The sequence below is a fragment of the Pseudoalteromonas sp. S2755 genome (genome assembly GCF_005886535.1).
Classification (GTDB): domain Bacteria; phylum Pseudomonadota; class Gammaproteobacteria; order Enterobacterales; family Alteromonadaceae; genus Pseudoalteromonas.
Genome location: NZ_PNDS01000001.1, coordinates 21821 through 34810, shown reverse-complemented (window position 1 = coordinate 34810; position 12990 = coordinate 21821). Strand labels below are relative to the sequence as shown.

Genomic DNA, 12990 nt, shown 5'->3' with positions numbered 1-12990 from the left:
AAATATGATGCACATCAAGGGCACGCTGCTTAATTTGCAATTAATATTGTAATCTACGAACTTTGAGTAATACTTTATTTCTATGTTCACTTAATAAAAATCAGACTATGCTAAATAGGGTTTCAGTTAAAAGCAGATTGTTGTCGCTTTCGGGCATACCTGCTGTGTTTTTTATTCTTGCTACCATCTTCACCATCGGAACATTATCCAACCTTATCAGCTACATTGACCATATCTATGACGACAGAGTGGTACCACTTAGGCAAATAAAAGTGGTGTCAGATAATTATGCTGTTGTTATTGTCGATACTTTTCATAAGTTACGGGGTCATCAACTATCAAATAATGCAGCATTAAAGCAAATCGACGAAGCTAAGAAAATTGCGGAAAACGAATGGCGACAATATTTAGCGACCGATTTGACAAATGAAGAACGAGAGCTTGTCAAACAGGTTGAGGCTGCAGAGCTTACCGTTAAACAGTTGTTGGCTAATTATACCAGCAGAGTAAATGCCAATACATTCGAAGAAATTCCTTACGATAAATTTGTGCATGACCTTTACGCCGTATTTGATCCATTAAGTGAAAGTTATACTGCGTTGATTGAATTACAGCTTGCCGAAGCAAGTTTGCTGAGAGATAAAGGGCGCTCAGAAGCCAGTGCGACTAAAACTGCTATGATCGCTTCGTCCTTCATTATTGTGATAGTTATGGTCGTGATTGGCATGCTGATATTCAGGTCAATTAATGAGCCACTCAATCGCTTGCGTTTACGCATTGGTAATATTGCAAAAGATGCCGATTTAACTCAGCGTGTAGTGGTTGAAGGGGAAGATGAGTTGAGTGAGATAGGGAATGACTTTAATACCATGGTGTCTAGCTTACATGAGCTAGTAACCAATTTAGTCACAATCGTAAAAAGCCTTTCTACGACCTCTAACGAGCTGAATGGTATTAGTCAGTCGATTGCAGGCACCTCACAAGAGCAAGAACAGCAAACTGTAATGATAGCAACCGCGGCGACGGAAATGAGTAGTGCAATACAGGAGGTTGCACACAGTGCGATGAACACTGCGAACAAGGCTGAAATGTCGGGTAAGCTAGCGAAACAAGGAATGAGTGTAATATCGCAAAATATTCAAGCTATTGAACGCTTGGCTAATGAAGTTGGAGATAATGCACAGTTGATTAAAGCATTGAACGATCAGTCTAATGAAATCAACCAAGTTGTGTTAATGATCCAAGGTGTTGCAGAACAAACAAATCTTTTGGCATTGAATGCTGCAATTGAAGCTGCGAGGGCCGGAGAGTCTGGTCGAGGCTTTGCAGTTGTTGCCGACGAAGTCAGACAATTGGCACATAATACGCAAAAAGCCACAGAATCGATCCGGGATATGATCAGTAAGTTACAGGGCATGGCACAAAATGCAGTTTCATCCATGGAAAGCGCCCAATCGAGCGCAGCTGCGGGAGTGGATAGGGCTAACGAGTCAGCTCAAATCATGACTGATATAGACAAGGCAGTGGATGAAATCGTTGGTATGAACATTCAGGTTTCAACAGCAACGGAAGAACAAACAACGGTGGTTGCGGAAATCAGCGAAAATATTAATGACTTCAGTAGCAGTATTTCTGAGATTACCCGAAATGCTCAGAGTAATGCCGATGTAAGTAATGATTTAGAAGCGCTGGCTGAGCAGCTAAATAGCCAAGTGTTAGTGTTTAAAGTTTAGCAAAGATCAACAGGCTCTAGAATTAAAGAAATAAAAAAACCTCGTCATTACGAGGTTTTTTTATTTCTGGAGCTGTTGTTACACTAACGGGTATTACACAACACCACGAGGTAAGCGGCAGTCGTGATCTTTTGCTGCTAGTTCAGCAATCCACTGTTCTTCCGCTTTGAAGCCTTCTTCGTTTTCTGTAACGATAGTAAAGCTCGCTGATTTTACAGCTGCAGCCTTAGGCGCTTTCTTAGTCGTTTTCGCTTTTTTGGCAGGCGCCTGCGTTTTCTCACTTGCTACAGCTGACCCTGAAGTTAGCTCTTCTGTTAATTCAGCTACCTCAGCAAGACGCATGTTTTTGCCTCCATCGATGCTATACCAACCTGGCTTTGCAGTGATCTCAGGCTTTTTGCCATGTGCAGCTTCGTACGCAGCTTCGAAAGCGCTTAGTACTTCAGTTTTATCTAGTTTACTCATCGTAGATCCTAGTCGTGTTGTACGCGGATACGCGGGTTAAGATTAAACTCTATTTATACCCATATTTACGCAAATTTTCAATTTTTTACGTTTTTCAGCGCCAATTTATCGAACTTTAGCCTGATTTTGGTGTCTTTTTCGGCGTTTAAAGTGCCTCAGGGTCAATGACACGCCGGAGAGTGATCCATAAACTACCAACCTGTTCGTGCCAAATCCGAGTGACTATTTCTAAGGCCTTATGACTTGGTATAAATTGTCTGCTTAGTGGGTATTGCTTGAAGTTATAAAATTCCGTCGGCGCAGCGACCACTTCTATGCCTTGTGCTTCAAATAGGTTTTTTGCACGCTGTATGTGCGAAGCAGATGTGACCAATGCAACGTCATAATCGACTAGCAAAGGTGCAAGCATTTTTGCTTCGTCCGCGGTGTCTTTGGCATTGGGATTTTGTTTAATACGTGTAGCGGGAATACCTAAGCTCTGTGCGGTTCTTGCCATAAGTCCCGCGCTTGTTGCATGGCCATAGCCGTAACCAGAGACATACAGTTGGGCTTTTGGGTAAGTATTAGCAAGTCTTACGCCTTCAACTAACCTAGCTAGGCCGCAGCTGCCAAGTTGGGCGTTGCTGGGGAGAGATTTATCAGGATATAAATCACAGCCAAGTACAACGATTTTATCTATGTTGTCGTGCTTGCTTGGATTGAATGCAGCGAGAGTGCCTGTATCCCACTCTATAATATGTTGTGCGATATAAGGAGTCGACAATGCCCAAGTGGTGAGTAAGACGAACCAGCTTGCAATATAAGGTTTTTTACGCGTCTTAGAGATAAAAAGCATAAGCCCCATAAGTACAACCAAAGATAACGGTAAAGGCATCAGTAGTTGACCGATAACCTTTTTGACTTCAAACATTTAAACATGTCCTAGATTTAGATTAGCCTAACACAATGCTAGCATGAGATTGAAGCTGTAGAAATGTATAACAGTAAGGGCTCAAAAAGAGCCCAGTATATTATCTTGCGGTGGTTTTGCGGCAAGTATTGAGAAAATGGCGATAAACAGGGTTGTCTTTCATGCTTTTCTTCATAGCTAAATACATCGGTCGATTTAGCCCAAGTGCACCTAGAGGAATAGATTTAATTAATCCTTGGCTTTCATAGGGGGTTACTAACCAGTCCGGTAATGCCGCAACCCCCATACCTGCACTCACGAGTTGGAAGATTAATAAACCTTGATCGACGGTTTTTAGCGTGCCGTCAAAGCGTGCATTTTGAATGAAGTGCTTAAATATGTCCTGGCGCTCTCGTGGAATAGGGTAGGAAATGATGGTTTCATCTTTTAGGTCGAGTGCTGTGACATAGGCCTTCTTGGCCAATTCGTGATCTGGTGCAACGATTAACTTTAATTTAAAGTCAAAAAGGTGCGCGTATTCCAATTGTTCTGGTTCTCGAATGTCTGAGGTAAGCACTAAGTCCAGCTCATCTTCAATAAGGTCAGGAATAGCGTCGTAGCTAAAGCCCCGCTCGTAATCGACTTTAATGTCAGGCCAAAAGGTATTGAATTCTTTAATTGTTGGCAGCAACCAGTGAAAACATGCATGACATTCCACGCTTAATCTAAGTTGCGAGATAGGCTGATTAAGGCTTTCCTTCAAACGACACTTGGTTGCTTCAACTTTAGGTAAAACATCGTTGGCAAGTTCCAATAATAACATCCCTTGAGGGGTGAAACGTACCGGCTGCGTTTTGCGCTCAAAGAGTTGGCAGTCGAGTTTGCTTTCAAGATCTTTGATCTGATGTGATAAAGCAGATTGAGTCAGGAATAGCTCTCGCGCAGTATTCACAAGAGAACCAGTTTCTTTCAAGGTGGAGATAGTCTTTAGGTGCTTTATATCAATCATTATCAACAATTCTCATATTTGAAGTGAGCAAATCTCAGCTTTTCTCAATATTACGATTCTATTTAGTTATTATCAATGTCTAGACGTCTAAATACCTGTGGTGAATTGTTCAAAAATTCACTAATCCACTATAACACTAAAAATGACAGCGTTGTCACTACTTCTGTAAAAATTTTGCAAAAAATTACAATTTAATTTTATTCATGTGAACTCTGAGAAAGCATCAATTGTTGTTTTTAAACATGAAAACTATATTTTAGACATCTAAACATCTGGATGGGTTTTTAATTATGGCATTAACACATAACTTGGGCTTTCCCCGCATAGGCAAAAAACGTGAACTTAAATTTGCAGTAGAACGCTATTGGTCAGGCGATTTAAAGCAAAACGACTTAATCGCGGAAGGAAAGCGTATTCGTGCAGAAAACTGGGCATTGCAAGCTGACGCTGGTGTTGACCTTCTCCCTGTAGGCGATTTTGCTTGGTATGATCACGTGTTGAATATTTCTTTACTTGTCGGCGCTATTCCTAATCGTCATAAAAATGATGAGTCGGTAAATCTTGATACTGTGTTTCGGATAGGCAGAGGTCGAGCACCTAGCGGCTGTGCGTGTGCTGCAAGTGAAATGACAAAATGGTTCAACACCAATTATCATTACATCGTCCCTGAGTTAACACAAACGCAGGAATTTTCCCTGACTTGGACGGAGTTATTTACTCAAGTAGAGGAAGCACAATTACTTGGCTACCAAGCAAAACCCGTATTGGTCGGCCCGGTAACTTATCTCTACTTAGCTAAATGCGTTGGTCAAGCGTTTGATAAATTGGCTTTACTAGATAAGTTATTGATTGTATATCAGCAGGTACTAGGCAAGCTTGCAGAGCAAGGCGTTGAGTGGGTACAAATTGATGAACCTATTTTAGCATTGGAAATCGACGATGCTTATCGCAACGCGCTGCGCCGAAGTGTTGATGCCTTGAGCGGCCAAGGAGTAAAAGTGTTGTTGGCCAGTTATTTTGACTCCGTACAAGCGCATCTTGAAGATATCCAGTCTTACCCCGTAGAAGGCGTGCATTTTGACTGCGTAACGGCAAACTACGACTTGGCTGCGCTAGAGGAAGTCGTTGGGCAAGACAGCGTACTGTCTCTCGGGATTGTGAATGGTCGTAACATTTGGCGCTCGGATCTCGAGGGTGTATATCAGCAACTTGCTCAGGTTCATGAACGTCGCGGTGATAATCTCTGGCTCGCTCCTTCATGCTCATTATTACATACGCCAGTCGACTTAGATCAAGAGCAACAGCTTGACAGCGAGTTAAAGTCTTGGCTCGCATTTGCCAAACAAAAAGGGCAAGAGCTGGCATTATTGAAAAGTGCATTGGAGCTGCGTGATACTACCAAGTTGGTCGAATATTCTAAGCCTGTAAAAGCGCGTTTGACTTCTACTCGAGTGAATAATAATGAGGTGCAGCAGCGTGTTTCAGCGCTTACAGCAAAAGACGCCCAACGCAATAGTGAATTCGCAACCAGAATTAAAAAACAAGCACAGTCGCTAAATTTACCCTTATTGCCAACCACAACGATAGGCTCTTTCCCACAAACCCAAGCGATCCGTAAGGCGCGACGTGATTATAAAGCGGGTACGTTGAGTGCTGATGCTTATCAAAGCCAGATGGAAGCGGAGATCCGTTATGCCGTTGAAGAACAAGAAGCGCTTAACTTAGATGTGCTGGTTCATGGCGAAGCAGAGCGCAATGATATGGTTGAGTACTTTGGTGAATTACTCGAAGGTTTTGCCTTTACTCAGTTTGGTTGGGTGCAAAGTTATGGTTCGCGCTGTGTTAAGCCCCCTGTGATTTGGGGAGATGTCTCGCGTGCAGCACCAATGACAGTTAATTGGACGAGTTATGCACAGAGCTTAACCAAAAAACCGATGAAGGGCATGCTAACAGGGCCTGTGACTATTTTATTTTGGTCGTTTGTCAGAGATGACTTAGACAAGCCGAGCATCGCGAATCAAATCGCTTTAGCACTGAGAGATGAAGTGGTGGATTTGCAAAATGCAGGGATTAAGGTGATCCAAATCGATGAACCTGCATTTAGAGAGGGGATGCCACTCAAAGTCAGTCAGTGGCAAACCTACTTAGCGTGGGCGGCGTACGCGTTTAGGGTATCCGCAAGTGGTGTGAATGACGAAACACAGATCCATACGCATATGTGTTATTCGGAGTTTAACGATATTATCGCCGCCATTGCAGATATGGATGCTGATGTGATCACAATTGAAACGTCACGTTCAAATATGGCGTTACTCGACGCCTTCGAAGATTTTGACTACCCCAATGACATTGGACCTGGCGTTTATGATATTCACACGCCAAACGTCCCTGAAGTGGCTTGGATAAAAGACTTAATTCACAAAGCAGCGAAGAAAATCCCAGTAGAAAGATTATGGGTGAATCCAGATTGTGGGCTAAAAACCCGAGCATGGCCGGAAACTCGGGCTGCACTTGAGAATATGGTGACAGCGACCAAGGAGCTCAGAAGCGAATTAGGGAAAAGTTAATCTAAAAAGTCCACATACCTCATTGTTTATATACAGTGAAGTATGTGGCGAGTGTATCTAGTTTCTACTCAGTAAAAATGCCATTGCTTGATCTGCGGCTAATGGTTTAGAAACAATATAGCCTTGACCAAATTGACAGCCTTTTTGCTTTAATAGCTGCCACTGAGTTTCGAGCTCGATACCTTCAGCGACAACGGTCAGGTTAAGTGATTGTGCAAGCTTCAAAATCGCATCAACTAGCGGGTTTTCTCTTTCAGTGAGTTGATCAATAAAGCTCTTATCAATTTTAAGCACATGAATGGGGAGCTGGTGCAAATAACCTAAAGCTGAGTAACCGGTGCCAAAGTCGTCAAGGTAAAGCTTCACTCCAAGGGATTCTAATCCTTGAATAATTTTGGTTGCGAGGGCGAGGTTTGCTATCAATCCAGATTCTGTGATTTCCAAACATAAAGAGCCAGGTGCAAGCTCATAATGATGATAAAGTTGCTGAATTGTATCTACGAATTCTAAGCTTGCGAAATGTCGCGATGACACATTTACGGTAACACGAGTCTTCGGCAACTTTTGCGCTTTCCAACGTTTGAGTTGTTTGGCTGCCAACTCCAACAAATGTAAGTCAAGCTCAATGATCTGTCCGGTTTGCTCTGCAATTGGAATAAAAGCATCTGGAGAAACGAGCCCATTTTTAGGATGAAACCAACGGACGAGGGCTTCAAAGCTAACAATAGCGCCAGTCGTTAGAGAAAATATTGGCTGATAATATAGCGCAAATTCATTGTTTTTTATGCCATGTTGTAGATCATTTTCAATATCGGCTTGCTGTTTTAGACGCTTGCGCATGGCATTATTAAAATAGCAGACCTGACCCCGACCCGAAGATTTTGCTTCGTACATGGCGGCATCTGCTTGTTGCAATAAATTAATTGCGCTATCGGATTCATTGTCAGTGAACGCAACGCCAATACTACCAGAAGCTTGCAGAACATGACCATCTATATGAAGGGGCTTGGTTATAGCTGTGGTGATCCTATCAAGCAGCAGAGTGACTTGTTGCCTGTCTTGGACGTTTTCCATAAAAATCGCAAACTCATCCCCCCCAAGCCGCGCAAAGGTGTCGGTTTTGCGAATACAGCCATTTATCATCTCGACAATAGCAATCAAGAAATGGTCGCCAACATCGTGGCCAAGTGAATCATTAATGCTTTTAAATCTGTCTAAATCGAGATAGATCAGGCAGTGCAAATTAGCGGACTCGACTCGTGCAAGCCTTAAAATGGCATGTTTGATCCGCTCTAACAATAAATAGCGATTGGCAAGACCTGTTAAATCGTCGTGTAGAGCTCTATGCTCTAGTGCTTGCCTTGAAAGCTGTCGGTCTATGGCCATGCTGACTTGACGACTTATATAAGTCAGAATAGATAAATCATGATTCACGAAAGCTTGGTCGTTATTATAGCTTTGCAGCACAATCACGCCCTGATACTGATCATTAACCAAAAATGGTACGCCTAACCAAGAGCGTGGCGAGCGACCCACCATCTTAAAATCACCCCGCGTAACGTGCGCTCTAAATTGATCGTTATCGCATAGCAGTGGTCGCTGGTTCTTCAGAATATAGTAGGATGCGGTATGCTTAATCTGATCTTTTGATACTTTTTGGTGAGCATTACACTTTTCGCCTCCCTCAATCAAATAATCGATTTCTAAAATATCCTGTTGAGTATCATAAAGACCGATAAAGAAGTTCTCGGCGCAAAGCTGAGAGGCAATGATTTTATATAAGTCATCATAAAAAGCTTCAAGGTTCTCAAAGCGGTAAGTGATGTTCGCAATTTTCAGTAGTGATTTTTCTAAATTCTGCGCTTGGTGCAACTGGGTAATCGTGGTTTGGAGGTTTTCTAAGGTGCGTAATTGATGGATTTTGGCACTGAGTAAATGTGCGACCGTCGATAATATTTGTAAATGCGCAGAGGTAAAATAATCAGCCTCTGGATGCTCACAGTCAATCACACCGATTAAGTGGTCGTCATACTCAAGGGGTACACAAAGCTCTGACATGGCTGGACGTAAATCTGCAATATACATAGGGTGAGCGGCGACGTTTCCAGAAATAAAGGGTGCTCTAGTCGTTGCGACTTGCCCGGTAATACCTGAACCAATTTTTATCTTTGTTTGTTCAACACGATAATCCCCATTAGCATGGCAAACGCCCATACTTGCAGCGACTTCTAGATACTCTTGATAAGGATCAGCGAGATAGATAACACAATCTACAAATCCCAGTCGATTAACGACCTGTGTTGTAACGTATTCAAATAATTCGTCAAGTTTGGTTAGATGCAGCAGCGACGAAGAAAACTGGTTAATGATGCTAAGCTGCTCAGTTTTTGATTCTAATTTTTGGTTCTCAGATAGCATACATATTTCTCATGAAAAGATGCTACTAAGTTAACTTAAATTGTACATATTTACCAATGTTGTGAAAAATGAAAGCGAGCTAAAAGTAAACTTATAAAATGAAATAATCTGCGGTTGGCCTGAAAAACTTTACTAACACCTATGTGCAGCCTATGATCGGGCAAATTCAGCAGTGGAAGAGAGCAATGACGAGCAAACAAACGCTAACGATTACACGACCAGATGATTGGCATGTGCACCTACGTGATGGTGATGTCTTGGTCGACACGGTAAGAGATATTAGTCGCTACATGGGCCGCGCGATTATCATGCCAAACCTGGTACCACCAGCAACTTGCACAGAGACTGCTTTGGCTTATCGAGACCGCATTATGGCTGCTAATCCTCAAGGTAACTTTCAGCCGCTAATGGTGTTATATCTTACGGATAACACGACTCCTGAAGAAATCAAAAAAGCGAAAGCAACTGGTCATATTGTTGCTGCTAAGTTGTATCCAGCCGGTGCAACGACAAACTCAGCATCGGGTGTAACGAATATTGAAAATGTATATCCAGCGCTCGAAGCGATGCAAGAAGTTGGTATGTTGCTACTCGTGCACGGTGAAGTGACGGACTCTTCTATTGATATCTTTGATAGAGAAAAAGTATTCCTTGAGACAAAACTGTCCAAAGTTGTTGATAACTTCCCAACGTTAAAAATTGTACTCGAACATATTACGACAAAAGACGCTGTTGATTTTGTTAATCAAGCGCCTGACAACGTTGCTGCAACTATCACAGCTCATCATTTGCTTTATAACCGCAATCATATGTTGGCCGGTGGCATTCGTCCTCACTATTATTGCTTACCTATCTTAAAGCGTAATACGCATCAACAGGCGCTAATTGAAGCGGCGACAAGCGGAAGCAAAAAATTCTTCTTGGGCACAGACTCAGCCCCTCATGCGAAAGATAAAAAAGAAGCTGCATGTGGCTGCGCCGGTGCATACACTGCACATGCCGCAATTGAGCTATATGCAGAGGCATTTGAAGATGCTAATGCGCTTGATAAGTTAGAAGGTTTTGCGAGTCACTTTGGTCCGGACTTTTATGACTTACCACGCAATACGGATACCATTACGCTGACTAAGTCTCCTTGGCAAGTGCCTGATACATACAAATTAGGTGAAGGGACGGTTGTGCCAATTAAAGCTGGGTCGATAATTGATTGGAAAGTTGAATAAGATTTAAACAAAATGTAATTAAATCTTCTTAATTCTAACTAAAAAGCGCCATTATGGCGCTTTTTTCGTAACAAAATTAAAATTCATAGAATACAATTTGTTTTTTATTAATTTTAATATAGTATTCAATATAAATATTAAAACGAAGCTTAATTGAGAGAGTATCAATGCGTGAGATCAAGTCTTTTATTAAAAATGCAAGCTACGGTGATTTGGAAAAAGCGTTAGAGCTTATTCAAAGAGCACTGGACGAGCAAAAGGAACAACAGCAGGCTAAAGAAGAAGTATTGGCTATGTTGAAAGAAAAAGGACTTACGCTTGATGATTTAGTAGGCACTACGCCAGCTGACCGTCGTTCTAAAGTAAAAGCAAAATACCGTATTGAAAAAGACGGTAAAGTAATTGAGTGGACTGGCCGTGGTAAAACACCTAAAGTATTCCAAGGTGTTAACCTAGATGATTATCTAATCTAACAATACTTTATTATGAAGGTTGTTCGGTATTGAACAGCTTTTTAAAATAGCCTAAATAAAAGGCGTATCTTATGGATACGCCTTTTTTGACTTAATTATTTATATCCTGAGGTGCTTATTTACGTTTTAAGACCTTACCAACAAGAAGCGGTACAAAATACGCTGAATCACTTTCGCAGATCAAGCGAGTCAGCTGTCATTGTGTTACCTACAGGCGCCGGAAAGAGTCTCGTGATTGCGGAGCTTGCACGACTTGCGAAGCACAAAATATTAGTATTGACTCATGTTAAAGAGCTCGTAGAGCAAAATGCACAAAAATATAAAAGCTATGGATTACAAGCGAGTATTTTTTCTGCTGGATTAAAAGAAAAGTCGTTACAGCACCAGGTGACTTTTGCCAGTGTGCAGTCATTGTCTCGAAACTTATCACAACTCAATCAATTTTATTCATTAGTTATCATTGACGAATGTCACCGAGTGAGTGGGGAAGATAATAGTCAGTATCAGCAAATTTTAAACCAACTGGCTCAGTTTAATCCTGAACTAAAGTTACTGGGTTTAACAGCAACACCTTATCGTTTGGGGATGGGGTGGATATATCATAAGCATTATCACGGTTTTGTTAGAGGAAAAGCTGATTCACCATTTAAGCAGTGTATTTACGAATTACCACTTAGGTATATGATAAAAAATTCGTATCTGACGCCGCCTAATAAAATTGATCCTGCCGTTGAGAATTATGATTTTTCTAGTTTAAGTACAGATTCATTTGGACGTTATTCAGAATCTGATATGAATACATTATTACAAGCACAAACCCGTGCAACAAAGAGCATTATCACTCATTTACTGTCGCTCAGTAAAAATAGAGCTGGAGTAATGATTTTTGCCGCGACGGTTATGCATGCGAAAGAAATTCTCGGCTATTTACCTAAGCAATATAGTGCGCTTATCACGGGTGAAACCAAATCTGCCAAGAGAGATGCACTTATCGTCCAGTTCAAAAATAGAGAAATTAAGTATTTAGTGAATGTTTCTGTTCTGACTACCGGGTTTGACGCGCCCCATGTTGATGTTATCGCTATCTTGAGACCCACGGAGTCCGTGAGCCTCTATCAGCAGATTGTAGGCAGAGGACTTAGGTTAGACGAAAACAAAGAAGATTGCTTTGTCATTGATTATGCAGGCAATGACTTTGACTTATTTGCACCTGAAGTAGGAAGTAAAAAGCCAAATTCAGACAATGAGCCCGTACAGGTGCTGTGTCCAGGTTGTGGTTTTGCCAATATTTTCTGGGGCAAGGTAGACGAGCAAGGCAAGCTAATAGAGCATTTTGGCAGGCGCTGTCAGGGATTGCTTGAAGACGATGAAGGTCACTCGCAGCAATGTGATTATCGTTTTAAGTTTAAAGAGTGTGAGCAATGCGGTGCGGAAAATGATATTGCTGCAAGGCAATGCCATCAGTGCAGCGGAATAATGGCCGACCCAGATGATAAGTTGCGTGCAGCACTGAATTTAAAACATGCGATGGTGCTACGCTGCAGTGGACTATGTGGTGAAGTGCTCAGTGGCAATAAATTAAAAATTACTTACTTTGATGAGGATGGGGCAAGTTGTAGTGAAATCTATGACTTTTCTAATCAAAAGAGTCTATTTATATTCCACCAGCAATTTGCAAAGCGGCGAAAATCTACGTCGGCATCCGTAAAATGGCAGTCAGCTGAAGAAGTGATAGATACTGATTTGATTGCACCGGATTTCGTGATTGCTAAATTACACAAGAAGTTTGGTTGGCAGGTTTCTGAAAAGCTGTTTGATTATCAAGGAAACTACAGAAAGGCTGACAAAAGTTAGCCTTTCTGTAGTAAATTTATTCTTCTGAGGCCATTAAGCCCCAGCCATCACCATATCCTTCATAACCATTGGCTATGCTTTCAAGGTATTGCTCCGTCTGACTCAGCAGCTCGTGCATCGGAACCATAGTTACCGTGGTGATCACTTCCCAAACGCCTGTGTCAGGACATTGTTGTAACTGGGTTTTCGGTGCTAATTCGTCTTTCTCAATCGCACCAATGAAACGCTTAGCATCATCAGCTTGCTCGAAAAGAATATAAAAATCGATATTCTGCATTTGCGTCAGATCAACGCCAGCAGCGGCAATCTCAGCTAGAAGCTCACCGTTATCATCATTTGGAAATTGCATAATTTCACTC

General features: G+C 41.8%; 10 protein-coding genes. 5 read left to right on the top strand and 5 right to left on the bottom strand.

Features of this window, described 5'->3' with window-relative positions; genetic code table 11:
* Positions 1 to 107 precede the first annotated feature (107 nt).
* The gene (locus CWC03_RS00160) at positions 108 to 1733 is read left to right on the top strand and encodes a methyl-accepting chemotaxis protein (RefSeq protein ID WP_138580093.1); all 1626 of its coding nucleotides are present in this window, start codon (positions 108 to 110) and stop codon (positions 1731 to 1733) included.
* Positions 1734 to 1826: 93 nt separating this feature from the next.
* Here the strand turns inward: CWC03_RS00160 and CWC03_RS00155 are convergent, their stop codons facing one another.
* From CWC03_RS00155 to CWC03_RS00145, 3 genes are all read right to left on the bottom strand, one after another.
* Positions 1827 to 2198: a hypothetical protein gene (locus CWC03_RS00155; RefSeq protein WP_010370869.1), complete on the bottom strand. Its 372-nt coding sequence runs from the start codon at positions 2196 to 2198 to the stop codon at positions 1827 to 1829.
* Between the two features lie 145 nt (positions 2199 to 2343).
* Positions 2344 to 3108 carry a YdcF family protein gene (locus tag CWC03_RS00150; RefSeq protein WP_138580092.1) on the bottom strand — a complete coding sequence of 255 codons (765 nt, stop codon included), beginning with the start codon at positions 3106 to 3108 and terminating at the stop codon, positions 2344 to 2346.
* 100 nt (positions 3109 to 3208) lie between these two features.
* Positions 3209 to 4096 (bottom strand): LysR substrate-binding domain-containing protein, encoded by an 888-nt coding sequence (locus tag CWC03_RS00145; protein ID WP_010370874.1) that lies wholly within the window; start codon positions 4094 to 4096, stop codon positions 3209 to 3211.
* Between the two features lie 290 nt (positions 4097 to 4386).
* Between CWC03_RS00145 and metE the strand changes: the two genes are divergently transcribed.
* Positions 4387 to 6663, top strand: coding sequence for a 5-methyltetrahydropteroyltriglutamate--homocysteine S-methyltransferase (metE, locus tag CWC03_RS00140; protein ID WP_138580091.1), 2277 nt, complete (start codon positions 4387 to 4389; stop codon positions 6661 to 6663).
* 57 nt (positions 6664 to 6720) lie between these two features.
* On the opposite strand, the gene CWC03_RS00135 is transcribed toward metE, so the two are convergent.
* The gene (locus CWC03_RS00135) at positions 6721 to 9081 is read right to left on the bottom strand and encodes a bifunctional diguanylate cyclase/phosphodiesterase (RefSeq protein WP_138580090.1); all 2361 of its coding nucleotides are present in this window, start codon (positions 9079 to 9081) and stop codon (positions 6721 to 6723) included.
* Positions 9082 to 9266: 185 nt separating this feature from the next.
* On the opposite strand from CWC03_RS00135, the gene pyrC reads away from it, so the two are divergent.
* The 3 genes from pyrC (at position 9267) to radD (ending at position 12631) form a co-directional block, all read left to right on the top strand.
* A complete protein-coding gene (gene pyrC, locus CWC03_RS00130) occupies positions 9267 to 10304 on the top strand; it encodes a dihydroorotase (RefSeq protein WP_138580089.1) in 1038 nt (345 codons plus the stop codon).
* Between the two features lie 167 nt (positions 10305 to 10471).
* Positions 10472 to 10777: an H-NS histone family protein gene (locus tag CWC03_RS00125; RefSeq protein ID WP_138580088.1), complete on the top strand. Its 306-nt coding sequence runs from the start codon at positions 10472 to 10474 to the stop codon at positions 10775 to 10777.
* A 111-nt stretch (positions 10778 to 10888) separates the two neighbouring features.
* Positions 10889 to 12631 (top strand): DNA repair helicase RadD, encoded by a 1743-nt coding sequence (radD, locus tag CWC03_RS00120; RefSeq protein ID WP_138580087.1) that lies wholly within the window; start codon positions 10889 to 10891, stop codon positions 12629 to 12631.
* Positions 12632 to 12647: 16 nt separating this feature from the next.
* Here radD and CWC03_RS00115 read toward each other — a convergent pair whose 3' ends face one another.
* A complete protein-coding gene (locus tag CWC03_RS00115) occupies positions 12648 to 12980 on the bottom strand; it encodes a ribonuclease E inhibitor RraB (RefSeq protein ID WP_039496902.1) in 333 nt (110 codons plus the stop codon).
* Positions 12981 to 12990 lie beyond the last annotated feature (10 nt).

What these genes read in the sequence shown, in the direction of transcription:
- CWC03_RS00145 (WP_010370874.1), bottom strand. Translation starts at nt 4,096, where the DNA reads ATGATTGATATAAAGCACCTAAAGACTATCTCCACCTTGAAAGAAACT.
- CWC03_RS00125 (WP_138580088.1), top strand. Translation starts at nt 10,472, where the DNA reads ATGCGTGAGATCAAGTCTTTTATTAAAAATGCAAGCTACGGTGATTTG.
- CWC03_RS00135 (WP_138580090.1), bottom strand. Translation starts at nt 9,081, where the DNA reads ATGCTATCTGAGAACCAAAAATTAGAATCAAAAACTGAGCAGCTTAGC.
- CWC03_RS00115 (WP_039496902.1), bottom strand. Translation starts at nt 12,980, where the DNA reads ATGCAATTTCCAAATGATGATAACGGTGAGCTTCTAGCTGAGATTGCC.
- pyrC (WP_138580089.1), top strand. Translation starts at nt 9,267, where the DNA reads ATGACGAGCAAACAAACGCTAACGATTACACGACCAGATGATTGGCAT.
- CWC03_RS00150 (WP_138580092.1), bottom strand. Translation starts at nt 3,108, where the DNA reads ATGTTTGAAGTCAAAAAGGTTATCGGTCAACTACTGATGCCTTTACCG.
- metE (WP_138580091.1), top strand. Translation starts at nt 4,387, where the DNA reads ATGGCATTAACACATAACTTGGGCTTTCCCCGCATAGGCAAAAAACGT.
- CWC03_RS00155 (WP_010370869.1), bottom strand. Translation starts at nt 2,198, where the DNA reads ATGAGTAAACTAGATAAAACTGAAGTACTAAGCGCTTTCGAAGCTGCG.
- CWC03_RS00160 (WP_138580093.1), top strand. Translation starts at nt 108, where the DNA reads ATGCTAAATAGGGTTTCAGTTAAAAGCAGATTGTTGTCGCTTTCGGGC.